The organism is Paenibacillus sp. NPDC057934 (genome assembly GCF_042887565.1).
Taxonomy (GTDB): domain Bacteria; phylum Bacillota; class Bacilli; order Paenibacillales; family Paenibacillaceae; genus Paenibacillus_AQ.
Genome location: NZ_JBHVPB010000001.1, coordinates 727,822 through 753,782, shown reverse-complemented (window position 1 = coordinate 753,782; position 25,961 = coordinate 727,822). Strand labels below are relative to the sequence as shown.

The following is a 25,961-nucleotide window of genomic DNA, read 5'->3' as shown; positions in this document are numbered from 1 at the left end:
CTTAAGAATGATCAATTACGAATCAGTTACAAAATTTACACCCTTGTATACCAAGGACTTCGCGTATCTAGGACGTTAGATTGTTAAGTTAACACTATGTAAAGCAATGACAAAGCCCGCCCTCACAAGAATGGATGTGATGAACAACCATTCCTAAAGGGCGGGCTTCTTTTAATATGACTGAATCAACATTTAGTCCAGTGTATATGGCGCCAAACCAACTGGAAGGGCTGCAGGACGGTTGCAGGTGCTCTCCATGGTATAGAAGCTGCGGGAATCAGAGGAGTCATGAAACGCCCACATCGCTTCCAGCACGTGATAGGCCAGTTCTCCGCTTGCCCGGTGAATTCGCCCGGTGCGGATGGCATACGCCATATCCGCTGGACCGATGCCACGCGTATTCTGGTCATAGCCCGGCAACAGCGGCTGCTCAGTCCATTCACTTTCACCGGTACGCCGGAATTTAACCGGTCCGCCAAAGTTATTAGGATCGGGAACCTGAATCGTCCCCTCCGTCCCGTATATTTCAATATGCGGCAGATCACTGCCCCCGAAGACATCGAAGCTGGTGATGAGGGTAGCAATGGCGCCCTCTGCGAATTGCAAGGTTCCAGCCACATGGGTCGGGATATCCACCGGAATCTTCTGCCCGGTTTTTTTCTCACTGGTGATGGTTCTTTCCGCTAGCGCTTTCCCGGTCATTCCGGCTACGGCAGAGATTGGACCCAGCAACTGAATCAGCGCTGTCAGGTAATATGGCCCCATGTCGAACATCGGTCCACCACCTGCGGCATAGTAGAATTCCGGATCGGGATGCCAGTTCTCATGACCTCTGGACATCATGAACGAAGTGGCTGCCATAGGTCGGCCTATGACTCCATCTTCTATTAGCTTAAGCGAGGTCTGGATACCCGAGCCGAAGAATGTTTCCGGCGCACTGCCCACTAGCAGCCCTTTGGCCTTGGCCGTTTCCAAAACCTTGCGCCCCTCTTCCCTAGTGACCGCGAGAGGTTTCTCCACATAGACATGCTTTCCGGCTTCCAGTGCCAGCAGGCAAATATCGGCATGGACTGCCGGGATCGTGAGGTTAATAACAATCTCAATTTCAGGATCTGCAAGTAGCTCCGCTGTCGTATACACATGTGGGATGTTGTATTTCTGTGCCTGTTCCCGTGCTCTCTCGGGATCCACATCTGCACAGGCGACTAACTCCAGAATCTCGAACTTGTTGCAGTTCTCCATATAGATGCCGCTGATTTTTCCGCAACCGATAATGCCAACTTTTACTTTATCCATTGGTCTTCTCTCCCGAATTATAGTTGACTGTCTGCCATGCCGCTATAGCTGATCCCTGCACCTGCCGTGGTTCGTCCGCCATTCTGCTTTCCTTCAGCTGCCCAAAGCAGCCCTCTCCTCATCAGTTCCTTGACTGGCGGCAGTTCCACAATGTCAGCATGATGACCGAGCGAATTGTAGTACACACGTCCTGCTCCCCAGCGCTTCGTCCATACCACTGGCATATCCACTGCTCCGTTGGCAGCGTGAGGCCCTTCTGCCACAGGGAAGCGGGTGGTCGCCAGAACTTCGATAGCCGGATCAACATGCAAATAATATTGCTCCGAAGTAACATTGAAATCTGGAATGTCCTGCACTAGCGGGCTGGAGCTTTGACGAATGTTCACCGTATATTCCACCCCGTCATTGCCAGGGTGGGCTACCCATTGACCACCGGTCATAAACTGCCAATCCACATTGTTACGGAAGGAATCGCACATGCCGCCGTGACAGCCCGCCAGTCCAGTGCCATTCTGTACCGCCGCAGACACATTATCTACAAGCTCCTGCGAGATCTCGCCCATCGTCCACACCGGAACAATCAGATCCAGTCCGAGCAGCTTTTCGCGGTCTGCAAACGCCTCCAAAGTATCCGACACTTCCACTTCGAATCCTTCAAGCCGTAGAACACCGGCAAATACTTCACTCACTTGCTGCGGTTCATGGCCATCCCAGCCACCCCATACGATCAATGCCTTTTTTGCGCTCATTAGAAATCTCCTCTCAGGTCTGTAAGCTACATTTCGGACAGGCTGACCCAACGTCGCTCTTCAATCGAACGTTCCACGGCCTCAAGCACAGCCTGGCATTTCACACCGTCACGGAAATTGGGTTCCGGCTGACGGCCTTCTTCGATGGCATTAGACAATTCCAACACTTCATGAATGAACGTATGCTCAAAGCCAATGGTATGCCCGGTCGGCCACCAGGCCGCTGCATATTCATGAACAGGATCCGTGGCCAGCACGCGGCGGAAGCCCTGTATATCCTCATCATCCGAAGTCAAGAACACTTCCAGTTCATTCATTCGCTCAAAGTCGAACCTTACACTGCCAAGACTTCCGTTGATCTCAAAAGAATTGGTGGAACGGTGTCCCGCGGCAAAGCGTGTAGCCTCGAAGCTACCAATGGCACCGTTTGCAAAACGAGCCATGAAGAGCGTAGCATCATCCACTGTGACTTTACCCCTTGGTCCCTCTCCGCCTCCTTTGGCAGTAAGGCCTGTCATCTCAGCAGCTAACGGACGCTCCTTGATGAAGGTCTCGCTCATACCGATCACTTCCTGCACATCGCCTACAAGGAAATGCGCCAAATCAATAAGATGCGCCCCCAAATCCCCGAGAGAACCGGAACCGGCAATGTCCTTCTGGAGTCTCCAGACTAGGGGGAATTCCGGATCGAGAATCCAGTCCTGCAGGAACCAGGCCCGGAAGTGATGGATTTTGCCGAGGCGTCCACTCTCCACCAGCTTCTTCGCCAGTCGCACGGCTGGAGAAAAGCGGTAATTAAAGCCCACCATATGCAGAACGCCGGCCTCCTCGGCCGCCTGAAGCATCTCTTTGGAATCCGCAAGCGACAACGCCAGCGGCTTCTCGCAGAACAGATGCTTGCCTGCTTTGGCCGCAGCCAGCGCAATCTCCTTATGCACATTGCTTGGCGCATTGATATCCACCAGGTCAATATCCTCGCGCGTCACTAGCTCCTTCCAATCTGTCACGGTATCCTGCCATCCGAGCCGGGTTGCCGCTTCTTGCAAATCTTCGGCATTACGTCCGCATAGCACGGACATTTCCGGTTTCAGCGCCTGTGGAAAAAACATCGGCAGCGTCTTGTAGGCATTACTGTGGGCCTTGCCCATAAATTTGTACCCGATCATTCCAATGCGCAGTTGTTTCATGTAATGCCTCCTAGGGGTTTCAGTTGAGGGTTGAAGCACGTACAACAAGCTCTGTCGGAAGCTTGATCCGCAGCGGACTATCTTCTGTCGCTCCGTCTTCCTGCGTATCCAGCACACGAGCTGCGGCCAGCTCGCCCAGCTGATAAAAGGGTACACGCACACTGCTCAAGGCAGGTGTAGTCAATTCGGCCGCATCGGAATCGTCATAGCCGAGAATAGCAGGCATGCGTTCCCGTGTAATACCCAGTTCGTATAAGCCTTGCTGCAGACCGATCGCCATTCGATCATTGGCGGCAAACACGGCATCAATCTCTCCAAGTACGGCTGCAATTTCCGTAGCCGCCTGGACACCGCTTCTGCGGCTGAAGTTCCCTTCAAATAGCAAAGAAGGGTCCAAGGATAACCCGGCTTCACGAAGTGCGCTGGAGTACCCTTCCATCCGATCACGACTATTCGAATAGACGTGAGGTCCATTCAGAAAGGCAATCCGCGTAAAGCCCTGCTGAAGCAGATGCTGCACAGCCATCGTGCTGCCTTGAACATGATCCGCATCCACCTCGGGGAAGTTCTCCCCTTCAAAATGTTGGTTAATGAGACAAAAGGGGTATCCTTCCTCCTTCAGTCGGCGTAACGCCTCAAGTTCTTCCTGCTCTTCCTTCGCACCCAGCACAATGCAGGCGTCTACCTTACGCATCCGAAACAGTTCACTATAATCCATGGTTCCGTCCGAATTGCGAAAGAGCATCAGCAGATCATATCCTTCATCCCTAGCTTTGTTCCCGATACCGCTTAGAATCTCAGAGAAATAATAAGCAGAGAACAGACGCGCTTTGGGCAAATACGGCATAACCACACCCAAATTGCCGCTGCGTTTACGGGCAAAACTTCTGGCCAGCGAGCTTGGCGTATAGCCCAGCTTGTGGGCTGCCTCCAGTACCCGCTGCTTCGTCTCTTCCTTGAGCGGACCGACATCATTCAGCACCCGGGATACGGTAGCTTCAGATACGCCGGCCAGTTCGGCCACCTCTTTTCGGCTGGCGATAGGAATCAACTCCTTCTACAAAATGTACACGCGTACATTCTCTCATGCAAAGCTCTCTTCGTCAATTCTTTTCTGCATGAAGCCCCACCCATTCCTGCACATGCCGGACGAACTTTTTAGTTGCAGGGGAAGCGTGTTTCATCGAATGGACGGCGATTCCCAGCGATCTGAAGCTCGGCTCCTCAAGTTCCAGCATCACCACGTTATGATTCTGGCGCTTGAGCACCAGCTCAGGCAGGATGCTCATACCAAGTCCTTTGTCTACCATGGCGATGATCGCGTAATCATCCCCTGCCGAGAATTTGACGTTAGGCTCAATGCCAGCCTTCTCCAGCACCCGCCTTACATCATAGTCCGAGCCGGCTTTAGGTATGATGAAATCCTCATGCGCTATTTGCGGCAGGGGAAAATAAGGCGCCCCACTGATGGGATGCTCCTGTGAAACAATGGCGAGCATACGGTCTTTTTTCAAAGGAAAAACTTCGAACTTGTCACGCGTGGGCAGCGATATAAAGCCGCAGTCAATCACCCCAGCCTCGATCCATTGCTCAATCTCCAGGTAGTCCCCCTCCATGAGCTTGAACTCGATATAGGGATACAGACTGCGGAACTGCTTGATCATACTGGGCAGCCAATGAACAGATACACTGGTGAATGTGCCGATCGTGATCGTTCCTGTCTCCAGCCCATGAATGTGCGTTACCTTCTGCTTCAATTGCTCATTCCAATTTAGAATCTCACGGATCGGCTTTAGCACCTGTTCCCCGTTAACCGTGAGTCTAACCCCCGAACGATTGCGGATCAGGAGTGAGAAACCAAATTCCGTCTCCAAACTGTTAATGGTGTGACTGATGCCCGATTGCGTGAAGCCCAGAACATCTGCTGCTTTGGTGAGGCTGCCTAACTCCACTACTTTTAAAAACACTTCGTATTTACTGAGACTCAAGCCAGTGTCCCCCTCATTCTTATACATTAGTTCTATTCATGTATAACATGATAAACATTCAGTTAACTTATATAATCAGGCATATTATACTATACTAACTTCAATGATTAAAAGGATGATGAACTGATGAAGCCGTTTAAGGCTGATCTCTTGCTGATGGTTGTAACTGTATTTTGGGGCTCTTCCTATCTGTTTATGAAAATGGGACTGGATACCCTCGGCGAATTTAATCTGATTGCGCTCCGATTCGGGCTTGCTTTTATATTATCTGCCGCGATTTTCCACAGGCGCCTGCGCAGGATCAATGCCAAGACCTTGAAGTATGGGGCCTTGCTTGGATTCCTGCTGCTAGGCGTGTTCACATGCATTACGTTTGGGCTAAAGACAACCACGACTTCAAATGCCGGGTTCCTGGTCGCGTTGACTGTCATTTTCGTTCCATTGCTTCAGAGGTTGTTCTTTAAAAATAAAGTCGGATTCCCGCAAGTCTTCGGCTCCCTGCTCGCCATCGGCGGAATCGGTCTGCTTACGCTGAATTCTTCGCTGACCGTGCAACCCGGCGACCTGCTCTGTACGCTATCCGCAGTATTCTATGCAGTACAGATCATCGTTACTGGCAAAGCTGTCAAAGAAAACGACACGCTGAGCATCGGCATCCTGCAGCTCGGCTTTGCCGGCGGATACGCACTGGTGCTGTCCCTACTGTTCGAGACGCCTCATCTGCCCTCTACCTTGCCTGGCTGGACCGCCATTCTGGCACTGGGCATTCTGTGCAGTGCTTGCGGCTTCATCCTGCAGCCGGTGGCACAGAAATACACCTCGCCTGCACGCACCGGACTCATTTTCTCGTTAGAGCCAGTCTTCGCCGCCTTGTTCGGCTACTGGTTCGTCGGAGAGAAGCTGACGAACCAAGGCTATGCCGGGGCGGCACTAGTTCTGCTCGGTATTGTTGCATCCGAGCTGCTGGGTAAGGCATCCTTCGCCCCAGCTTGGATGCAGGGGAAACGCGGTGCCAGTTGATGGCGCCGCCTTAAGGGGGCATGGCAAACGTGCCTGCCCCCTTAAACTTCCTGCACAGCAAAACCCGCAAGTCTCCATCTAACGGAGACTTGCGGGTTTTTATGCTATAACTATGCGTTACGCAATCTTGGGATAGTGGCTTAGTGCCCCATCATCATCGCTGCATCCGTCTTATTGCCCTCTTCAGGGTTAGCGGTTGCTACCTTTGGCTTGCGCAGGATAATACTGATGACTACACCGGCCACGGCGATACAGCCAGCCAGGAAGAAGACATCATTGAAAGCTAATACAGAGGCTGCCAGCGGGTTGCCGCCTTTAGCCATCTCACCCATATGGGTTGTGATTTGACTGGTTAGGTATCCGGTCATACCTGCTACAGCAAAGGAAACAATAACTTGTTGTGCAGCTGCAGTAAGAGGCGTTACACGGCCAACCCATTCACGCGGTGCGGAATTGAGCACATGTGTGTTCAGTGGCATCATGGTCAAGCCCATACCCAGACCCATCATGAACAGGTACACCATAATTTGCGGAAGCGCGGTGTCCATTGTGATCCCTGACAACAGGAACAGAGCTACAGAGATAATCGTCAGGCCGACAAAGGCCAGCGGACGTGCACCGATCTTGTCGAATAGGCGACCTCCAATCGGCATTCCGAATCCGGCAGCCAACGCCTGCGGCAACAAAATCAAGCCAGTCTCAAGCGGTGAAAAATTGCGGATCTGTTGAAGGTAGAGCGGAACGAACAACATGGTACCAAATAGTGCCGCTTGTGTTACCCAAGTCAGGATAATACCACGGGTAAAGTCGGAAGAACGGAAAACGCGCAGTTCCAATAGCGGATGCTTATGCAGCAGCTCAACGATAACGAACAAGACCAGAGCTACGCCACCAACAGACAATCCTACGATTGCCGATGTGGACGACCAACTGCCACCACCGCCTTCGTTAACGCCATAAGCCAGCATGGAGAAAGCGATTGGCGCCAGGATCATGCCCAGCAGATCAAGATGTGTTCTGCCTTTTTTCTCGGAAGCTGGTAGGTATTTAATGCCCAGAATAACAGCTATGATGCCAATTGGCAGGTTGATCAGGAAGATCCAGTGCCAGCTTACGTACTCCACCAACCAACCGGAGAGAATCGGTCCAAGGGCTGGGGCAAGCAGCATCGGAATCCCGAGCATTCCCATAATGGAACCTCTACGCTCTGGCGGTGCCAGTTTGAAGACCATTGCCATCCCGATTGGGGCAACCATACCGCCGCCCAGGCCTTGAATTACGCGGAAAAGAACAAGTTGACCCGAAGTTTGGGCTATGGAGCACAGTACGGAACCCAGAACGAACATGATTACTGTCGCCAGAAAGACCTGCTTTGAACCAAAACGGTCAGTCATCCATCCGGCTAGCGGAATGACAGCAGCCAGGGCTAACGTGTAGCCTGTAATAGCCCATTGCACTGTTTTGAGGTCTGTCGCGAAGTACTCGACAAGTTTAGGAACGGCGACATTAACGACCGTACCATCCAGAATAACCATTATCATACCCACGATAATCGCGAGCAACGGAGGAATGATAGCTTTCAATGAGAAAGCCTGCCCCTCTGCCGTATTTCCATTAACACTATTTGACATTCTTTTCTCCACTCTTTTCTCTATAAATTATATTTGCTGAAATAATGCTCAAACAGCGTATCAATCTGCTCATCGAGAGCCGGAAGGTTAAACACTGGCGTGATCTGTTCCCTCTTGCCAGGCATGTTTGTAATCAGCGCTGGAATCACAACGGCTCCATACAGCTGAAGCATCATCAGTTGCAGACTGTTATCTTCCTCTACATGTGTGATCTCTTTCAATGTATTGTGCATTTTTTTGACCCTCAGGATTTTGGCATAACGATCATATTCTGTAGGTGAGCACATGATCTGGGGTCCCTGCTCCAGTACCTGTCTAGCCAACCCGGGATATCGGAGTAGATTCACAACATACCGACTTAAGAATTGCTTGAGCCGCTCCTGCGGCAGCAAGGAGACATCTTCAAGTGCCTGGAAGGCATCATCGAACGTTGAGAGCAATACACGAACGGCATCTGTCATTAGACTTTCCTTGGAGCCGTAATAATAATTCACCAGCGCAAGATTAGTTTCGGCTCTGGCGGCGATTTTACGCAGTGTCGCACATTGGAATCCTTCCTCCTTGATCAACATCACCGTAGCATCCAAAATCGTCTGTTTAGTATCTTTCTCTGAATGGTCTGCGCTCTGGTCCAGTGTGTTCATCGCTACCGTTACAACCTCCTTTCTCCATGTAATCATTGTTTTAAACACTGTTTAATCGAACACTAATGTACTCCTGAACACCTATCCTTGTCAATAGTCAACATCAGGTAACGGGTGTACTCTGTTCCTTCTATCCGGCAGTTTGGTCATCACACGTTATACTTTCCCTGGAGACGTACTAAATAATTCATCAATACAATCTCCATTCTTCATGTAAATCACTGTTTTAAACATTGTTTAACCGAACATTAATTTACACCTGAACACCTGCCCTTGTCAATAGTCAAGATTAGGCATTTCCATCTATAAAAAAAGCAGCGTTCTCCTAATTGGAAAACACCGCTTTCATACTTTCAGTTGGTTCTTATAGCAAACCCTTTCTTAGGGTAGCGGCCCCCATAACACTCGGGTCCAGGCAATCCGCAATCCGGCACGCTCCATATTATTCTGGCTGACACTACCATATGCTGCTTGTCCGGCTACCAGTTCACAGCCCGCCTTGTATGCTTCGTGCAAACGACTTTGCAGCAAAGTGCTCTGTAGGCCGCGTCCCCGGAAGGCTGGCAGCGTCGCAGCGAGTGCACAGGAGGCAATGCCTTCATCAATATACATGGCCGCGACGGCTGCTGCCTGCCCTTCCCAGAAGCCGAGGAATAGCTTCCAGCCTGTATGACGGAGAAGCCCGATATTGTTGCTGATAAAGTGTCCTTTAGCATCCAATGACATGCCTGAAGCCAGACAATGCACCTCCGCATACGTGTCAAAGAGATCCTCATCCACCACCTCAGTAACGGTGATATTCACGGGTAGCTGAGCTGGCTCGGCAAGCGGCAGTCCATATAACACGGATTGAAAACTGTGCGGGTACAACTCCATTGACGCTAATCTTCCTAGCAACACCGGACTGCTCTCAGAGGGGTCAATTTCGATTTGAAAACTCCGGTCCCTGGCCCGGTAGAAATCCGCGATCTCTTCAAGCAGATCTTTCTCAGCGTCCGTAATCCCTTTGACAGAATTAAAAAGCGCCCATGGCATCTCCTGTATGTAATATCCTGTGGCTGTCCCGAAACGCCGAATCTCTACACCCATGGGGTTGCCAGACCGTTCACCAATGGAAGCTATTCTGGAGGTGAAGAAGCTAATTTCCGCCTGTTGCAGCCGTTTGGCCAGTTCCTTGTTTACTATAGGTAAGCTCATAATTATTCTCCCCCTTCATTTTCAATAATGATTTCTATTCCACGTCAAAATCAAAATATTTCCCGGGATAAAGTTCCTTTTTTAAAGTAAAATGCCACCATTCTTTGCTGTATGGCTGAAATCCCTCTTTCATCATGGCATCCTTAAGTATTTTGCGGTTGGCCATCTGTGTCTTGCTGATCAGCTTCGTGTCGTAATATGAAATGGGACCGAAAAAATCATAAGGGCTACCCATGTCCACTGCAACACCGTTTTTGAGGTAAGCCACTGTCAGGTCCACCGTACTGCCCCGTGAATGACCGGATTTACTGGAGATAAAGCCGAGTTTGAACAAATTCTTTTTATCCAATGCGGGATAATACTGCTGTTTCATCTGGATATCGCTGGCGTCCTTGGACCATCGGATAAAATGATTAACAGCCTTTTGCGGACGGTAGGTGTCATAGATTCTAAGAATATATCCTTGGCGTGCCAGGTTATCGCTGACTGCCTTAAGCGCATTAGCTGCTGGCTGTGACATAATCGCAAACGGGGCCTTATAGCCGTCAATACGTTTTCCCACAAAGTTGTTGCTGCCGTAATAGCGGATCTCATATTGTGCAGGAATAATTTCATCCAGATAAACAAAACCCTGGGGTAGTTTATGTTGCTTCTTAGGCGTGGGCAACGGCTTGGACTGATCGGAACTTTCGGATTTGTGAAAACTCCCGGAACTTACCTCAGTGTTCGCAGCTGAAGCATAATCTCCCAAATCCAAAGGAGTCATTAATAGCATAAGTGCAACGCCTATGCATGAAAATCTCTTCAGCACCTGTGTCTTCTGCTTCATGGTTACAATCTCCTCTTTCCTATCATCAGGCGTACCTACTCGGTCGATCATTTTACTAGAAAATACAATAAAATAACCCCCTAACTTCCGTTAAGGGGCGGGTGGAATTCGTTATTTCACGTGTTTATCGAGGAACTGCTGAACCTCCGGCGTCAATTCGTCATTAGAACTGCCCAGAAGTTCCAACAACTTCGCAATCGTCTGCAAAAGTTCGCTGCTGTCCGGACCGTTGTTCAACGCGGTCTCATATGCAGCACGAAGCTTCGGATTTAGCTTAGGAGGTTCTCCTACCTCACCATCATAGGCGGGAGTATTGCTGGCACCAAAGAATACACGAGACAGCGACAGGTTCAGCTTTACTGCCTCCTTCCGGTTCGAAGCCGGGTATGTCTTAACAAAAGCTTCTTTGGAAAGCGCCCGCGAGATGACCTGATCCCAACCAATAACGATTCCACCATCACGGGTCATCGGCTGATTGGATTCGACCGCCATGAGATCAATATACTCGGCGATATCCTTTTGAATAAAAGGCTTAAAGATCTTGAATCCTTCATAATGCATGACCGGATAGTACATGCCTTCACTGCTGTCCAATTTGTAGCCGTTGTCACGACCTTCAATCAGCACAGCACGGACGCTGGGATCAATAATTTTACTTAGAAGGCCGGAGTAAGTCAGCTCCTTAGGGCGGGCAGCAGCTCTAATCGCCGTTTGTACCTTCTCACCATACATCTTCTCTGAAAAGATCGGGAGCTCCACCACTTGGGCATTTTCCAAATGAAGTGTCATTACTGTAGCATACCAGACATTAACATCTTTAATGTGATTAATTAGATAGTTGCGTGCTTGGGCCAAACTGTCGGGGTTCTTCACATATTTTTCGAATTGCTTATACACAGCGGTAGTCTGCTGCGTAGCCGCGGCATCGGCCGCTTGAGGCAGAAATACAATCGCCCCAGTTCCTGTCCCCAGCAACACAGACAGTCCTAACAGTATGCTCCTACTCCATCGATGCCCTACATGACGATGCAGATTCATAAATACCCCCTCTTATGATAAGTTCCAACTCATAATAATGTAGACGGTTTCCAAATAAAGAAGGTTACATTTATTTTATTGGACGAATTGGAGCCATTGGAATCATATCTTTTCTCCGGTAGATGCCCAGCAACAGCCCGACCGCAGCGAATTCGATTATCACATGACCGCCATAACTAAGAAACGGAAAAACAATACCGCTCAGTACCACCTTTCCACTCACAATAGACAATCCATAGAGCAGCCGTATGACGAGTATACTGCCGAGTGTCAGAACCAGCGCTTTGCCAAAAGGCTCTCGAATTAGGTGCAGGGTCTTGACCAGTCTGGCTGTAAACCACAACACCATCCCCAATAGCAGCAGGCCGCCTGCCCAGCCAAAACAATTGACGAGATAAACGGGGAGCATGTCTGAATGAGGATAAGGCAAATGTTCCGGAGAATTGGCAAATCCATGACCCCACCATCCGGCGGATCTGACCACATCTCGAATCTGAGTGTACATATATCCACTAGTTGTCGCATGTGCATTCGGATCGAATGCACCTTGAAACCTTTCCACAAAGGAGGCTGTATTCCACGCTTTAACGGCAGTTATAACTGATAAAACCAAAGCTAGCCCCAGCGCCCATTGCCATTGACGAGTACACCAAACATAGACAATCAAAGCAACTAATGAATAACTGATCAACTCCGGTAAGGAATGGAACATTGCAAGTAGTAGAAGTGGTACAGCAACGATCAGCAATTCAATCCATCGACGATATCGCACCGAGCTGATAAAGGAGTCCCTTGAACTCGTCAAAATGCCAGCTAACGCGATACACAGAAAAGGAGTCAAGAAACTCAGCGTAATCGGGAAATGCACCACTCTTAGAATCAGGAAGGCTACACCGTTGATCGTTGTCCCACCCGAGTACAATGCTATGATGCCTATCAAGGTGACGATGTACAACGGCCAGGCAAGCTTTTGCAACTTCCGAAAATCAACAAAGTACAGTCCGAGCATCAATACAAGACCGATGGTCATATAGTAAACCTGACTTTTAAAAAAGCTCCAGCCCTTCATCGCACTTGTAGGATTCGAATCTACAGAAAGCATCACTACAAGGCTTAATGCCGCAAAAAACAGCACGGTCCCCAGCAGCCCCCAATTCATCCGCGGTTTATGTACACGGTTCAGCGTCTTGCCCAGCGACTGCGGATCTCCCATCTGGGCAACGGCCCAAGCCTCTGACCCCGCCTGAGGGAAGCCATGTGCTTGTCTGTCCTGAATCAATTCTTCCAGATGGCCGGAAAGCTCCTCCCGGATATCGTCATGCATGTCTTTGGCCCTCACCTCCAGACACACCTGATCGAGAAAAAGCTTACGGTGACTCTGTTCACTCATCATACCCCGCCCTCCCCAAGCACAGAGTCTACGGCTCCGCGAAACAGCAACCACTCCGCTCTTTTTTCCTTCAGCTTCGCTTTTCCCTCATCCAGTATCCGATAATACTTGCGCTTGCGCCCTTCTACCTCCAGCCAGTAAGCCTCCACCCAACGCTCACTCTCCATTGTGTGTAGAATGGGATACAGCGTTCCTTCCTTAAGTGAAAAAACGCCCTGGGACCGATTCTCCAGCTCTTTGATTAATTCATATCCGTACAGCGGCTTCTCCAGCAGCAGGGTCAGAATCAAGGTTGCTGTGCTGCCCTTCAGCATTTCTTTACTGACTTTCAAATGCTAACACTCCTTTCTACATCTAAATGGTCTGAAAATAATACCTAGGTTCACTATACATAGATTTACTATGTATATAATACACCAATATATGTAAGTCGTAAAGACATGAAAAAACACACCCGCCGGAGCGAGTGTGCTTTGATTTTAATAAATATTAGTGCATTGGAGCTTGCGCTTTATGCTGAACAATAACACGTCTGATGAAGAATGCCAGTACCAATCCAACCACGGACATGATCAGACCGAATACAAATGCGTTCTGCACACCCTGCGTGAATGCAGGAAGCAGATTGGCGGGATCGGCAGGATTGTCGACACCCTTCAGGTAATTCTTCGAGCCTGCTGTCATGATGCTGACCGCAAGCGCTGTACCAATCGCACCTGCTACCTGCTGCAATGTGTTCATGATTGCCGTTCCGTCAGGATACAGCTCCATTGGCAACTGGTTGATACCATTGGTTTGTGCTGGCATGAAGATCATGGATACCCCAATCATCAGCGCGCTGTGCAGGACGATAATGAAAGCAACCGTCGAAGCGGCATTGATGCTAGAGAAGAACCACAGTGTAACTGCGACAATCGCAAGACCCGGAATGACCAGCCATTTTGGACCATATTTATCGAACAGACGCCCCATAATGGGTGACATCAAACCATTGATCAGACCACCCGGCAACAGCAGCAAACCTGCTTTAAAGGCCGTATAACCTTGACCTTGTTGCAAATACATTGGCAGAATCAACATGGACGACAGGATAACCATCATACAGATGAAGACCATGGCCACACCGACTACGAACATCGGATATTTGAAGGCACGCAGGTTGATCATTGGCTTCTTCATTGTGTTTTGACGAATAACGAAGAGCACCAAGGCAACCACACCTACAACGATTGAAAAGATTACTTTCGGACTGCCCCAGCCCTCGGCTTCACCAGCACTGCTGAACCCGAAGACGATTCCGCCAAATCCAAGTGAAGACAGGATGATGGACAGCACGTCGATTTTCGGTTTAGTAACTTCGGTTACGTTCTGCATGTACACGATTCCGAACAGCAAAGCGATCACCAGGAACGGCAGCGACAACCAGAAAATCCAGTGCCAGCTGAGGCTTTCAATCAACAGTCCGGCAATCGTAGGACCAATCGCTGGGGCAACCATGATGACCAGACCGATCATCCCCATTGCAGCGCCTCTTTTTTCAGCCGGAATGATTACAAGGATCGTATTAAACATCAGTGGCAGCAGCAATGACGTACCCATCGCCTGTACTACTCTCGCCGTCAACAGAAACTCAAAGTTCGGCGCGATAGCTGCCAGGAAGGTACCTAAGATCGAAAAGATTAATGCGGCAACAAACAACTGTCTAGTTGTAAACCACTGTAGCAGCAAACCGGAAATCGGTACGAGAATACCTAGTGTAAGCAAGTAGGCTGTTGTCAGCCATTGTGCAGTTGACGGTGTGATTTGCAGTACATTCATCAGATCGCTTAACGCGACATTGAGTGCCGTCTCACTGAACATCCCGATAAAACCGCTAAGCAACAGGGAAATTAGGATCGGCATTGTCCTGATTTTTCTTTCTTCTGTCTGTTGCTGTTTGTGTAAAGTTGTATCCACTCTCTTATCCTCCTGAAAATCTATTATTCTCTCTCTGTTATGCTAAGCAAAGCCGGAACAATCTTGACCGCTGCCAGCAGCGGTTGCTCATCCCGGTAAGTCAGCGCCTGAAGCAGTGATCCCTCTAGCAAGGATACCGCTGCGGACGCCTGAGTCGTCGCTATTTCTTCTTCAATACCTTCTGTCAGCAGACGTTCTTTGATCACCTCCTGCCAGTCTTTAAATACAGATTGACATGCGGCTCGCAGCTCTTCGCTGATACAGGACGTTTCTACCGCCAGCCAGAAGCTGAACGGAACTACGCCTTCGAATGAAGAATCCACAGCCTCTTTGGCCATATCCAGAATAAAATCCTGTATCCCCTTTGCAGCAGATTCGCCTGTCTCCATACAATGTCTAAGCTTACAGGCTACAATCTCACTGGTGCGGTTGATGCAAGTTAGTGCCAGCTCCTCCTTCCCGTGGGGAAAATAATAATAGAGTGATCCCTTCGGCGATTCGCTGTCCTTGATAATCTGGCTCAGACCCGTTGCATGATAGCCTTGCGTGAAAAATAGCCGCGAAGCAGTATCCAGTATGGCTTCACGTGCATTCGGCTTATTAGACAACCCGACACTTCCTTTGCATTATAACAATTGGTCTATATAATAAAACCACAGCCCAGGAAATGTGTCAATTTTTATTTTCTTAAGATTAAGATATTTTACACAACAAGCGATTAGCATAAAAAAGCAAGGCACTTCAGTGAACTGAAAGGCCTTGCCTTTGCTTTATTATGATATTGAAATGGACGAGGATCAGCCTTTCACAGCTCCTGCTACCATCCCTTTCATAATTTGATTCTGGAATAACAGATAAATGATGATGGTCGGAATGACAGCGATCGACATGGCGGCCATCGTCAGGCTGTAGTCCGTACCGTATCCATCCGAGAACATCGACAGGCTGAGCGGCAGTGTCTTGAGGGCCTGTTTATTAATAAAGACGAGCGCGAACGCAAAATCATTCCAGAATCTGAGAAAGCCGAGAATGGACACGGTAGCCATGGCGGGAACTGACAGCGGAACGATAATCCGGAAGAAAATTCCCCAGTATCCGTTACCGTCGATCATTGCCGCTTCTTCTAGCTCTTTGGGCACGGAAGTCAGATAGGCGGCAATGACGAATACCGCGATGGGCAGCTCAAAGGCTGTATACGGCAGGATCAGCGAAGCATACGTATCCAGGATGCCGAGACTCTTCATCAGAATAAACAGCGGGACGAGCGTGCTATGAATGGGAATTAACATACCAAGCACGAACAGCATCATGATGAAGCCTTTGAAGCGGAACTCCAGGCGGGATACAATAAAGGCCGTGAGTGTGCCCAGAAATAGAGTCAACACCAGCGATAAGACCGAGACGATAACCGAGTTCATGAATGCTTTGCCAATGCCGCCAATTTCCCAAGCCCTGGTATAGTTATCGAACTGCCAGACGGACGGAAGCGCGAACGGACTGCCGAAGAATTCCTGATTCGATTTAAACGAACTGATAAACAGCCAAAACAGCGGATACAGCGTAACCAGCGCATAAACTAGAAGAAAGAGATGAAGGATCCAGGTAGCTCTGAATTTCAGGACTCTGGACGAAGGGTTCGCAGTAGTTTGCGGCAGATTGCCGGAAGCCATCGTCTTCATTACATCCCCCTCTTCCGCATCAGTACCTGGCTGCCGAGCACCAGAATCATGCTGATAATAATAATTAAGGTAGAAACCGCCGACCCGTAGCCATAGCGGAAAATTTCAAAGGTATTATTGTACATGTACGTGGCCAGAAGTTCAGTGGACTGCGCAGGTCCCCCACCTGTCATGACAAAAATCAGGTCAAACGCTTTAAGACTTCCTGATATGCATAACACGATAGCGACCTTAATCGTATCCCAAATCATCGGAATGACTATGAGATACAGCCATTTCCCCTTGATAGCCCCGTCGATCTTGGCCGCCTCCTCCACATCCGAAGAGATGTTCTGGATCGCGGACAGAAAAATAATCAGGTATGGTCCGATGTTCGCCCAGATCACCGGCGCACTGACCGAATACATATTGATGCTCGGATCGCCGAGCCAATCGCGAATCCAGGAGCTAAGCCCAATCTGCTCCAGCAGTACATTCAGTATCCCGATCTGCGGGTGATAGATGTACCCCCAGATTAATCCGATCACGATGCTCGATACGACCATTGGCATAAAAACAGCCGAGCGGACAAACCGGTGAAACAGCGTGCTTTTTCTAAGAATAAGGGACAGTAAAAGAGCGATCGGCAGTTGCCCTAGAATAGAGGCGACGACGATGATCATGTTATTCTTGAGTGCCCGCCAGAAAATAGGGTCCTTGAGCGCCTCGACGTAGTTGTCCAGCCCGATAAAGCGGGCGGCACCAATGCCTTTCCAGTCAAAAAAACCGTAGTATGCGGACCAGAGAATAGGAACGATAACGAAGAGCAAATAGATCGTCAAGGCAGGCAGCAGCCCAATGATAATAAAGCCTCTGAGTCGGTTCGTGAATGCCATAGGCGGCCTCCTTTGGTTACTGTGATAAAAGAAGTGAACGGGCGTCCGTCTCCGCTGAGAAGACGGACGCTGTTCATATAAGAATTTCCAGGTAGCTTAGGCAGGGCTTAAAATTAACTTATTTGCCGAGATCGCGAGCCTGAGCATCTTGAATCTTCTTCGCAATGTCTTCTGGTTTGCCGCCCATAGAGAGCTCCTGCAATCCGTTATTCACTGCTTCCGTAGCCGAGGAGGTTAGATAAGCATCATAGACGGGTGTCAGCTTCACTGATTTGTACAAGTTATACGCCTTGTAGAACAGCGGCATAACCTGGGACTCATCGAGATCCACATTGTACGTCACGATCGAGTTGCTGCCTGCAATTGCTTTCATGGCATCCGGTCCGCTGACGGTATAAATCAGCTCCAGCGCCGCCTTCAGTTGATCGCCTGTTGCGCGCTTGCTGAGCGCAAGACCGCCGCCCGAGCCGCCGGACATGGATTTCGGATCACCTTTGCCCCCAGGAACGGAAGGTAGGACCGTCACATCCACTTGCTTCAGCTGCTCTTCCGTACCGGATGCCGCCATATTCGTCAGCGCCCATGCGCCATCGATCATCATTGCTGCTTTGCCTTCGATGAAGTACTGTTCCATCTGCGTGTTGTCCAGGCTGTTGAAGCCGGACTGGAATGCTTTAGCATCGGATAATTGTTTAAAATAAGTCAGGGCCTGCACAAACTCCGGATCGGTGAATTTAGCGCCGTCCTGGTTAACCGCCTTCTTAAACCAGTCCGTTCCAGTCACGCGATCTGCCAAGGATGAGATGATACTGGACTGGGCCAGCCACGAAGCCTTGTTGCCAAGTGAAATCGGGGTGATTTTATTGTCATTGAACGTCTTAACCGCCGTCATCATTTCATCCCACGTGGTCGGAATCTTAACCTTGTATTTTTCAAAAAGCGATTTGTTATAGAACAAGAACGAGGTTGCAGAACCGCTAAGCGGTGTCGCGTACACTTCTCCGCCAAAAGACAGCGTATCGAGCGAACCTGGAATAAAGTTGTCCTTCCATTCAGGATGCTCATCGAGTAAGGATGTAATCGGTTGGATCAGCCCACCATCGTAGAACTCTTTGATGGATGTACCCGATTGGGTGAAGAAAACGTCAGGCATCTCATCGGCCGCTGCCACAGTCTTCAGACGCTGACGGTAACCGTCAGGAGGAATGGCTTGGGCGTCCAACTGGACTTCGGGATGTTCGGCTTTGAACTTGTCAATCTGTGCACGCACCGCCTTCGCCCGGAGGTCGTCGCCGGAGAAGTTATGCCAGATGGATAGCTTGATTTTTGGGGAGGCTGTTCCGGCTTTGGTACCCTCCGCTGCACTTGAGTTTCCTGTATTGTCTCCTCCGCATGCTGCAAGCAGTAACGACATTGCTGTTGTACAGGCCGTGATGGCCAGCGTTTTCTTTTTCATTGCCATGCCCTCCTTAAGTTCTATTTATACATTTAGTATAGGTACGCAAGGTCGGAGCCAACAGGAGACATTCTACAGGAACAGGGTAGACAAAATTCGGTTAATGGCATGAAAACGGACATCATTTTCAGGAAATGTTCTGAAATAACCCTATACATAACACATTAGAGTTACATTAGTTGACATTAGATAAACGATATTCAGATGGTGTACAACTCATTATTTTTTTGAACTGTTGGCTGAAATATTTCACATCCTCATAACCGACCTCGCCCGCGATCTCGCCGATTTTCTTCTGTGTCGTAAGGAGCAAGCGGCCCGCCCGGAGCATCCGTTCCCTGGTCACGAATTCTATATAGCCTTGACCGGTCTCCCGCTTGAAGACCTCACTGAAGTGGTTGGGGGTCAGATGGACGACTCCGGCAACTTGCTGCAGGCTCAGTTGTTGGTTGAGGTGATTTCGTATATATGCGATGGCACGCTGGATGTAAGAGTATCGACTGTCGCTCGCTCCCTGATGGAACTCGTTCATGACGGTCAGTAGTTGACGAAAAAGCTCGTCCTCCAGCCGTACGCCAGCTTCAAAGGCGAAGATCGGAACCGCCGTAGACTCGCTGGCGCCAATCTCCCGGTTTCGGTCTAGCCAGCGGTGAGCGACGATAACGATCGACTGTAGATAAGCCTGTAGCGCTGTCGGAGTTGCATCAGGGTCCTTAAGCTGCTCCTCAACAATCCGGTGGGTCCAGGCATGTAGCTGGGTCGCATAATTCTGGATCAGCAGCCCCAGAAGCTCCCTCTCTTCCTTCTCCGGGCAAACCGTTCGGCCGCCTTTGCGCCGCTCAATATCCTTCATCTCATACAACCCTTGATCTCCGAACAATACCCGGTAGGCATAGACCTTAGCGGCTTCCTCGTAGGATTGGGGCAGCTCGCCAAGCGAGTGAACAATTTCTCCGGCCGCGGCAAAGAGATCACATTTAAGCATTTCCCGCACCTGATTCAATGCTTTCTCCAGCGTGCGCATACAGGGCCAGCCTTCTTCAGCACGGAGTGCAACAATGATTGTATGGTTGCGGACCAACGTAATGCATGGCAAAAGCTCCTGCAGACGGTTCTCCGCGCTTCCCAAAATCAGCTCGCTGAACCTTTCGTCTCCCCAGCCGGAGGCCCCGACCAGCAGCACCCGCATCGGCTGATCACCGCAGATCTCCCCTCTTGAAAGGACACCGTTCTGCTGCAACCAATCTATTACCGGCTTAAAGCTTGCCGTATCCAAAGAACGTCTGCTTCCGCCTGTCAGCCATTCTTCAAGCAGACGGCTACGCAGCGCCGCAGCGGAAGCCGCCCCATGCTCAGCCGCTTCGCGCTTAACGCTCAGATTCTGCTGGGCTTTCATTACCGCCTTGATGACTTCCTCTGGACCGCTGGTCTTCAGCAGATAGTCAGTCACTCCCTCGCGCAGTGCCTGCTGGGCGTAACGAAAATCATCGTAGCCGGTCAGGATAATAATCTCGACCTCCGGCAGCCGTCGCTTGATCTCCTTAGCAAGCTCAATCCCGTCCATCCCTGACATTCTTATGTCAGTTAACACAACATCAGGTCGTTCATCAGGAAGACGCTCCAACACCTCCTCAGCTGACTCCGCCGGAGGTAGCAGCGTCATGCCGAGCGCCTCCCAATTAATAACTGTGCATAACCCCATGCGAATGATAGCCTCATCGTCAACGATCAGTATATTCATAGCTAGCCCTCCAATACAGGTATGGTAAACGAGATTCGAGTGCCGCCTCCCGGCGTACTCTGGATATGAAGACCTGCTCCGTTGCCGTAATGCAGTTTAAGACGGCGATGTACACTGCTCAGGCCGTATCCTGAGCTCAAAGCGCCGGACCGCGACTGTTCGTTGGTGTCCCCTACTAGCAGCAGGTTGCGCAGCTGAATTAGTTTCTCCTCATCCATGCCAACTCCGGTGTCCTCCACAACAAAGGACATGCCCTCACCCCGCAGCTCAGCATGGACGAAAATCGCGCCCTTGCCCTGTTTTTTCTTCAGACCGTGCATGATGCTGTTCTCGATCAGCGGCTGCAGTAATAGCTTCAGCATCGTTCTTCCCTGTATTTCCGGATCGATCAGGAAGGTGGCGTCGAATTTGTCCTGGAAGCGCATTGACATAATGTGGACATAGTTCTGTGCATGCGCTACCTCCTGTCCTACAGAGCAGAATTCCCTACCATCATTGAGACTGAACCGCAGAAAATCACCGAGCGCTCCGACCATTTCCGCGACCTGCTTGTCCTTGTTCATAAGCGCGATCCAGTGGATCGAAGACAACGTGTTATAAAGAAAATGCGGATGGATCTGGGCCTGAAGGGCCTGAATATCCGCTTCTTTCTTCTTCGCCTCATTCACTTGCAATTGACTTTTCAGGCGCTCAATCCGCTGACCGAGCTTATTATAGCTATGTAGGACCATCCCGATTTCATCTGTGGATCGGACCTCAAATTGCTTGACTGGATCACCAGGACTTAGAGATTTCAACTTTCTAGACAGCTTGGTCAATGGTCGCGTAACCCATGCGGTAAAATACAGTACCAGTCCACCCGCAAGCATCGCCGCGACGCCCATGGCGACCGCTGTAAGGGTAAGCACGTATTCGTTCTGTGCAGTATACATCCGGGTTGGGATGACGCCGACCAGCTTCCAGTTTAGGCTCGGCAGCGTGTAATAGAGCAGCGTATTACTCTCTCCGCCCTGATCCATTTTCAGGACACCATCGCTTCCCCTCAGCTCCCCCAGCCCCGGAAGCAACTTTACAAGCGGCAGATTCAGCCCTTCACCGGTCTGGGAAGACATGATCCGGTTATCCTGATTAATGAGCCACAGCCGGCCGGTTGCATTCCAGGCCGCGTCCCCCAGCATCTCTTGTATCTCATCTACATCGACACTGATCGCCATCTCTCCGAGCGGCTGGAACTTATCGGTACTGCGAATCGGCCGAACCAGTGAGAACACGCGCTTGATACCGTCGTCCGTCGTTTGGTTCTCATAGAGCGGAGTCCACCACTTTTGAGCGGGGTTATAATCGGCTGAGTTCTCTAATAGATTCTGCAGCCCGGAGTACAGCAGCGTCGTATTGGATAGCGTCGGATATCCGTTGTCGGAAGTAATAGTGATATTGGAAATGTAAGGTTTGGATGAAGCCAGATTAAGCAGAAAGGCCACACTTTGCGAATATAGGGAGAAGTCCTCCTTATCGCTGCCGAGATAGGATTGTATGTTACGCTGTCCAATAATGAACACCGACATGGTCTCAATGTCATTGATGATAAAGTCCAATTTGTCCGAAAGCTGCCGCAGCGTATTCATGCCGGACTGCTTTTCGATTTTTTCTGTCAGATTAGAGGCGATCCGGTAAGTGACAACTCCGGCACCAAGCAGCGGGAATACGATCGCTATGAGGAGCAGCAGCGATAGCTTCCTTTTCAAAGAACGCTTGAACCACATCTTCCTCTCCCCTTTCCTTGTTTCGATTGCTCATCATTGTACAACACCATGCGCCTTATGGGCCTCCAGTTTCGTAAAAAAGGTCCGCCCTATTTCAACTTCTTCCAAGTGTAGTAAAGAAGCTGCTCCGGTTACCCGGTCTAGCCGGTCGGAACAGCTTGAGATGCCGCCTCAAATTAAAAGGTTAAAAGGGATTCAACACGTGAAAAAACACATTCGGCGAAGCCATGCGGTAATAATAGCTGCACCATCCGGTACCCTTGTGGTTAAATCGGTTGGCCGTACTGTACGGCAGCCGCTCCTGCTCCAGCTCTTCGATTCTGGCGATTCGTCCCTCCGCGTAATCCAGTAGCCGCAGCGCCGCAGAGTCAAGCCGGTTCACGAGACCTCCGTACCGGATGTCCAGCACCTCCCAGCCAAAAGGCTTGAACATGCGGTGCCAGGCAGTGCGGTGTGCAGCCCGAAGTTCCCTAACCGCCTGTGCAATCTCCGGCAGTTCCTGCTCCGCAATCAGGATCAGAGTAGCCTTATCGCCGGCATCATATACCCTTTTCAATTCGATACCGATCTGACTCTTGCGCTTCAGCACTGCGCACAACTTCTCGGGAACCTCCAGCATCTGGGCAGCGGCGTGATCGCTGGTGCGGCGCTCCGCAAAGCTTCGCTCAAGCGCTTTGTAATGAGCGGTTAACTCCAGCCCCTCAATCTGATGGTCGAACAGTCCAAGCAGCACATCCTGGTACAGCAAGAATTTTGAAGGATTACTCTGCACACGGTTGTCAGGCTCGGCCCCAGGTGTTTCGTCCAACTCCTTCATCATAAGGTAGCTGTCAGCTTCAATACCGGTGCAGAATTTCACCCGCTCCGCAAGATGTCCCCATTCTGGGCGTTCCGGTGAATAAGCATGCTCTGCATACAACTGGAGGCCAAGCAGCGTGGCGAACGGATTGCCCTCGTTGCCATCATCCCCCCACATCGTCGCATACACTTCATTGATACCCTCTTTTTTACACACCTGAAGCGCCGTATCTGATGCCTTTAGGGACAGACCGTAATTAACCCCGAACGTATTGAAGATCCACACAGCTCCGGCAAAAGCCAGCTTCGAGCCAAGAGGACGGTGCTTCGCAACCAGCTGTTCATACTCCTCCGCTTCCGTATGCACGTAATCCCAATACACCATGTCTACGTCTTTAGGGATACGGCGCTGCATCTCTTCTGGTATCGACGTTTCCGCGTCATAGTATTCACTGCCATTCTCGGAAGCGAGCTTCAAGAACATATCGCTCCACATCATCGGCTCAAGTCCGCGTCTACGCACAATCTCCAGCACCTTTTCCAGATGCGAGGTCATGATATCGAACCGGCCGCTGTACCCGTTCCGATCGAGGTATTTGCCTCGGCCAAGCTCCTCAGCCTCATCCATTCCAATATGGATTTTACGGCTACGGAATGGTGCACTGGCCGACTCAATCATCCGCTCCACTAAACTTAGCGTACGATCCTCGCCTACCAGCAGCGCACCTTTCGTATCCTTGTAATGGGAAACTGGCTCCCACTTCAAGAATTCCTCCAGATGCGCCAACGTCTGAATGCTTGGGAACGCCTCGATACCGAACTGCGCTGCATAATCGTCGATCTCACGAAGCTCCTGCTGCGAATAACGGCCCCGCATATACCCGAAATAAGGCTCCCCCTTAATTTCATATGTATCCTCCATATAGAGCATGACCGTATTCAGTCCCATCAAGGCCATCTTGTTCAGCATGACTTTGAAGCTGTCCGTGGTCAGCACCGCGTTGCGGGACAGGTCGAACATGGGGCCAACGAGATCAAATTGCTGCTGTTCGGTAATATGGAAGATCGCATTCTTTCGTGCGTGCTGAACCAGCAGACCAAGTCCACGGAAGAACTGGTGGGGTTTCCCATACCTTATATATCCCCGGCCACCCTCACAGCCGACCTCAATGCCTTCACCAGAAATCTCTACCCGGATGGGCATTCCGTCCTCCTCTAGTAGAACCCCAAGCTCACCAGCCAGAATCTCGATTCCAGGCAGCAGAGTCAATATGTCACCCTCAAACCTTAACTTCATGTTGTCATCCTCCTCAATATTCCCATTAGTAAGCTTGCTTGTGCCTTCCTCCGCTATGCTGAAATACAAGAATCGCCAGCGGCTTCTAGTTGATAAAGCATAAAATCTTGAAATCTTATAGAAGGCTGTGTCTTTTAAACATTATAACGTTATATTCTTATTTCTGATTCCTATCCTATCTTATGAGCAGGTTGAAGCGCAATACATGAATTAAAAACAGAAGATGTCTTCCCAAACGTCTAAGCCACCGTTATACTATGATTATTCCAATATGATAGGTGTGATTAATGTGAGCAATGGTATCAAAGGTATTCCGCGGCCACTCGTGAAAACCAACCAGAGCTTTATCGTCCTTTCTGTCCTGCTAACCTGGTTAACCGGGCAATACTGGATTCTTGCGTTTCCGCTCGCAGCCGGATTATCGGGCCTGATCTTCGGATATAATCCCGTCATCAAGCTGGCTGCCCGTTTCCTTAGAAAAGAACGGTCCGCCTATATCCTTGAGGATTGGGAGCAGCAGCAGTTCAACCAAAGTATCGCTGTGAGCTGCCTTGCTGCCGGATTGCTCAGCTTCCTTGTAGGCTGGACCCTAGCTGCCTACATATTCACTGCGCTGGTTGCCGTTGCTGCAACTGTAGCCATCCTCGGCTTCTGCATCGGCTGCTTCATCCATTATCAATGGAGAATGTATACCTACCGGCGCAAGCAAAGCAGCACGCATTAAGACACAACAAGAACCCCGGCCTTGAGTTATGGACACAAATCCATAATTCTGACCGGGGTTTATTTGATGTAACTACACTATTATTACTCGGCTACATCCCAGCGATGTCGATACTTCTCGAGACGCGGGTGGAGGAATGCCGGCGTCTCCGACAAGAGCAGGCGAATCTTCACAATCCACTCTTCAAAAGAGGAGAACGAAGCGAACTGGTTCGCCATCTCCGGTGTCAGGTATAAAAAATGCGGAGACTGATATCTCTCAGTCAGATGACGAAGCGCGGAATCTAACGGCGTATATTTCTTCCTCTTCCCTTCCCAGCCTTCCACCGTTATGAAGGAAACTCCCTGTTCTCTTTTCCATTCATGTAGACGATCCTCCCGCTTGTAAAAAGCTTGAACTGGCTCTTTGGACAAACGGCGCACGGTCTCTTCATGAAGCGGATAGAGTACCAGCTTGGTAAACTTGCGATCCGCAGCGGTCTTGGCCGCAGCCGCAAGCTTCGGGTCATTGATATGTTCAAATGAATCATAGAAAATCAGAGTGCCTTTACGCTGTTCGACTGGCGGCTCATAGCCGTAAGGGACGTGAACAATATCTCTTGTCATCATTTTCCTCCTGTTTCATCATATCTACAGCATATCATGTGACAGGATAAATCGTACAATTCCCCTGGAACAGAAAATCCGTGGAACAAGCTGTCTGC

23 protein-coding genes are annotated in these 25,961 nt (G+C 50.0%); 2 read left to right on the top strand and 21 right to left on the bottom strand.

From position 1 onward, the window contains the following. Window positions 1-192 precede the first annotated feature (192 nt). From ACFVRY_RS03615 to ACFVRY_RS03595, 5 genes are read right to left on the bottom strand one after another with little or no spacing between them, the layout of a single operon-like run. Window positions 193-1,296 (bottom strand): Gfo/Idh/MocA family protein, encoded by a 1,104-nt coding sequence (locus tag ACFVRY_RS03615; protein ID WP_387497374.1) that lies wholly within the window; start codon window positions 1,294-1,296, stop codon window positions 193-195. A 17-nt stretch (window positions 1,297-1,313) separates the two neighbouring features. Then, window positions 1,314-2,045 carry a ThuA domain-containing protein gene (locus tag ACFVRY_RS03610; RefSeq protein WP_387497372.1) on the bottom strand — a complete coding sequence of 244 codons (732 nt, stop codon included), beginning with the start codon at window positions 2,043-2,045 and terminating at the stop codon, window positions 1,314-1,316. Window positions 2,046-2,071: 26 nt separating this feature from the next. Next, complete coding sequence (locus tag ACFVRY_RS03605; protein ID WP_387497370.1) at window positions 2,072-3,232, bottom strand: Gfo/Idh/MocA family protein; 1,161 nt, start codon at window positions 3,230-3,232, stop codon at window positions 2,072-2,074. 19 nt (window positions 3,233-3,251) lie between these two features. Beyond that, window positions 3,252-4,283, bottom strand: a complete 1,032-nt coding sequence (locus ACFVRY_RS03600) for a LacI family DNA-binding transcriptional regulator (RefSeq protein WP_387497368.1) — start codon at window positions 4,281-4,283, stop codon at window positions 3,252-3,254. Between the two features lie 52 nt (window positions 4,284-4,335). After that, a complete protein-coding gene (locus ACFVRY_RS03595; protein ID WP_387497366.1) occupies window positions 4,336-5,220 on the bottom strand; it encodes a LysR family transcriptional regulator in 885 nt (294 codons plus the stop codon). Window positions 5,221-5,346: 126 nt separating this feature from the next. Between ACFVRY_RS03595 and ACFVRY_RS03590 the strand changes: the two genes are divergently transcribed. Then, on the top strand, window positions 5,347-6,240 hold the full coding sequence (locus tag ACFVRY_RS03590) for a DMT family transporter (RefSeq protein ID WP_387497364.1): 894 nt from the start codon (window positions 5,347-5,349) through the stop codon (window positions 6,238-6,240). 140 nt (window positions 6,241-6,380) lie between these two features. Here the strand turns inward: ACFVRY_RS03590 and ACFVRY_RS03585 are convergent, their stop codons facing one another. From ACFVRY_RS03585 to ACFVRY_RS03515, 15 genes are all read right to left on the bottom strand, one after another. Beyond that, on the bottom strand, window positions 6,381-7,871 hold the full coding sequence (locus ACFVRY_RS03585) for an MDR family MFS transporter (protein WP_387497362.1): 1,491 nt from the start codon (window positions 7,869-7,871) through the stop codon (window positions 6,381-6,383). Between the two features lie 20 nt (window positions 7,872-7,891). Then, window positions 7,892-8,551, bottom strand: a complete 660-nt coding sequence (locus tag ACFVRY_RS03580) for a TetR/AcrR family transcriptional regulator (RefSeq protein ID WP_387497360.1) — start codon at window positions 8,549-8,551, stop codon at window positions 7,892-7,894. A 345-nt stretch (window positions 8,552-8,896) separates the two neighbouring features. After that, entirely contained in the window at window positions 8,897-9,712 is an 816-nt protein-coding gene (locus ACFVRY_RS03575; protein WP_387497358.1) for a GNAT family N-acetyltransferase, read from the bottom strand. 34 nt (window positions 9,713-9,746) lie between these two features. Next, window positions 9,747-10,541 (bottom strand): M15 family metallopeptidase, encoded by a 795-nt coding sequence (locus ACFVRY_RS03570; RefSeq protein ID WP_387497356.1) that lies wholly within the window; start codon window positions 10,539-10,541, stop codon window positions 9,747-9,749. A 111-nt stretch (window positions 10,542-10,652) separates the two neighbouring features. Next, window positions 10,653-11,579 carry a hypothetical protein gene (locus tag ACFVRY_RS03565; protein WP_387497354.1) on the bottom strand — a complete coding sequence of 309 codons (927 nt, stop codon included), beginning with the start codon at window positions 11,577-11,579 and terminating at the stop codon, window positions 10,653-10,655. A 70-nt stretch (window positions 11,580-11,649) separates the two neighbouring features. Then, complete coding sequence (locus tag ACFVRY_RS03560; RefSeq protein WP_387497352.1) at window positions 11,650-12,972, bottom strand: FtsW/RodA/SpoVE family cell cycle protein; 1,323 nt, start codon at window positions 12,970-12,972, stop codon at window positions 11,650-11,652. Then, window positions 12,969-13,301: a PadR family transcriptional regulator gene (locus ACFVRY_RS03555; protein ID WP_387497350.1), complete on the bottom strand. Its 333-nt coding sequence runs from the start codon at window positions 13,299-13,301 to the stop codon at window positions 12,969-12,971. Before ACFVRY_RS03555 ends, ACFVRY_RS03560 begins: the two co-directional genes overlap by 4 nt. 157 nt (window positions 13,302-13,458) lie before the next feature. After that, entirely contained in the window at window positions 13,459-14,871 is a 1,413-nt protein-coding gene (locus ACFVRY_RS03550) for a DHA2 family efflux MFS transporter permease subunit (protein ID WP_387497753.1), read from the bottom strand. A 77-nt stretch (window positions 14,872-14,948) separates the two neighbouring features. Then, window positions 14,949-15,533, bottom strand: a complete 585-nt coding sequence (locus tag ACFVRY_RS03545) for a TetR/AcrR family transcriptional regulator (RefSeq protein ID WP_387497348.1) — start codon at window positions 15,531-15,533, stop codon at window positions 14,949-14,951. Between the two features lie 189 nt (window positions 15,534-15,722). Beyond that, on the bottom strand, window positions 15,723-16,595 hold the full coding sequence (locus ACFVRY_RS03540; RefSeq protein ID WP_387497751.1) for a carbohydrate ABC transporter permease: 873 nt from the start codon (window positions 16,593-16,595) through the stop codon (window positions 15,723-15,725). A gap of 8 nt (window positions 16,596-16,603) precedes the next feature. Beyond that, window positions 16,604-17,479, bottom strand: coding sequence for a carbohydrate ABC transporter permease (locus tag ACFVRY_RS03535; protein ID WP_387497346.1), 876 nt, complete (start codon window positions 17,477-17,479; stop codon window positions 16,604-16,606). Window positions 17,480-17,597: 118 nt separating this feature from the next. Next, window positions 17,598-18,935 (bottom strand): extracellular solute-binding protein, encoded by a 1,338-nt coding sequence (locus ACFVRY_RS03530; RefSeq protein ID WP_387497344.1) that lies wholly within the window; start codon window positions 18,933-18,935, stop codon window positions 17,598-17,600. Window positions 18,936-19,110: 175 nt separating this feature from the next. After that, entirely contained in the window at window positions 19,111-20,676 is a 1,566-nt protein-coding gene (locus ACFVRY_RS03525; RefSeq protein ID WP_387497342.1) for a response regulator, read from the bottom strand. Between the two features lie 2 nt (window positions 20,677-20,678). After that, the gene (locus ACFVRY_RS03520; RefSeq protein WP_387497340.1) at window positions 20,679-22,439 is read right to left on the bottom strand and encodes a cache domain-containing sensor histidine kinase; all 1,761 of its coding nucleotides are present in this window, start codon (window positions 22,437-22,439) and stop codon (window positions 20,679-20,681) included. Between the two features lie 184 nt (window positions 22,440-22,623). Then, a complete protein-coding gene (locus tag ACFVRY_RS03515) occupies window positions 22,624-24,534 on the bottom strand; it encodes a beta-N-acetylhexosaminidase (protein WP_387497338.1) in 1,911 nt (636 codons plus the stop codon). 271 nt (window positions 24,535-24,805) lie between these two features. Here ACFVRY_RS03515 and ACFVRY_RS03510 point away from each other — a divergent pair, with 271 nt between their 5' ends. Further along, window positions 24,806-25,258: a DUF4395 domain-containing protein gene (locus ACFVRY_RS03510; protein ID WP_387497749.1), complete on the top strand. Its 453-nt coding sequence runs from the start codon at window positions 24,806-24,808 to the stop codon at window positions 25,256-25,258. Window positions 25,259-25,341: 83 nt separating this feature from the next. Here the strand turns inward: ACFVRY_RS03510 and ACFVRY_RS03505 are convergent, their stop codons facing one another. Continuing rightward, window positions 25,342-25,863, bottom strand: coding sequence for a hypothetical protein (locus ACFVRY_RS03505; protein ID WP_387497747.1), 522 nt, complete (start codon window positions 25,861-25,863; stop codon window positions 25,342-25,344). Window positions 25,864-25,961 lie beyond the last annotated feature (98 nt).

Bases quoted from the DNA above. Each gene is read 5' to 3' on its own strand.
- ACFVRY_RS03585 (WP_387497362.1), bottom strand. From the start codon at position 7,871: ATGTCAAATAGTGTTAATGGAAATACGGCAGAGGGGCAGGCTTTCTCA.
- ACFVRY_RS03535 (WP_387497346.1), bottom strand. From the start codon at position 17,479: ATGGCATTCACGAACCGACTCAGAGGCTTTATTATCATTGGGCTGCTG.
- ACFVRY_RS03525 (WP_387497342.1), bottom strand. From the start codon at position 20,676: ATGAATATACTGATCGTTGACGATGAGGCTATCATTCGCATGGGGTTA.
- ACFVRY_RS03510 (WP_387497749.1), top strand. From the start codon at position 24,806: ATGATAGGTGTGATTAATGTGAGCAATGGTATCAAAGGTATTCCGCGG.
- ACFVRY_RS03565 (WP_387497354.1), bottom strand. From the start codon at position 11,579: ATGAATCTGCATCGTCATGTAGGGCATCGATGGAGTAGGAGCATACTG.
- ACFVRY_RS03580 (WP_387497360.1), bottom strand. From the start codon at position 8,551: ATGATTACATGGAGAAAGGAGGTTGTAACGGTAGCGATGAACACACTG.
- ACFVRY_RS03570 (WP_387497356.1), bottom strand. From the start codon at position 10,541: ATGAAGCAGAAGACACAGGTGCTGAAGAGATTTTCATGCATAGGCGTT.
- ACFVRY_RS03610 (WP_387497372.1), bottom strand. From the start codon at position 2,045: ATGAGCGCAAAAAAGGCATTGATCGTATGGGGTGGCTGGGATGGCCAT.
- ACFVRY_RS03590 (WP_387497364.1), top strand. From the start codon at position 5,347: ATGAAGCCGTTTAAGGCTGATCTCTTGCTGATGGTTGTAACTGTATTT.
- ACFVRY_RS03530 (WP_387497344.1), bottom strand. From the start codon at position 18,935: ATGAAAAAGAAAACGCTGGCCATCACGGCCTGTACAACAGCAATGTCG.
- ACFVRY_RS03575 (WP_387497358.1), bottom strand. From the start codon at position 9,712: ATGAGCTTACCTATAGTAAACAAGGAACTGGCCAAACGGCTGCAACAG.
- ACFVRY_RS03540 (WP_387497751.1), bottom strand. From the start codon at position 16,595: ATGGCTTCCGGCAATCTGCCGCAAACTACTGCGAACCCTTCGTCCAGA.
- ACFVRY_RS03615 (WP_387497374.1), bottom strand. From the start codon at position 1,296: ATGGATAAAGTAAAAGTTGGCATTATCGGTTGCGGAAAAATCAGCGGC.
- ACFVRY_RS03515 (WP_387497338.1), bottom strand. From the start codon at position 24,534: ATGAAGTTAAGGTTTGAGGGTGACATATTGACTCTGCTGCCTGGAATC.
- ACFVRY_RS03520 (WP_387497340.1), bottom strand. From the start codon at position 22,439: ATGTGGTTCAAGCGTTCTTTGAAAAGGAAGCTATCGCTGCTGCTCCTC.
- ACFVRY_RS03505 (WP_387497747.1), bottom strand. From the start codon at position 25,863: ATGACAAGAGATATTGTTCACGTCCCTTACGGCTATGAGCCGCCAGTC.
- ACFVRY_RS03605 (WP_387497370.1), bottom strand. From the start codon at position 3,232: ATGAAACAACTGCGCATTGGAATGATCGGGTACAAATTTATGGGCAAG.
- ACFVRY_RS03560 (WP_387497352.1), bottom strand. From the start codon at position 12,972: ATGATGAGTGAACAGAGTCACCGTAAGCTTTTTCTCGATCAGGTGTGT.
- ACFVRY_RS03550 (WP_387497753.1), bottom strand. From the start codon at position 14,871: ATGCCGATCCTAATTTCCCTGTTGCTTAGCGGTTTTATCGGGATGTTC.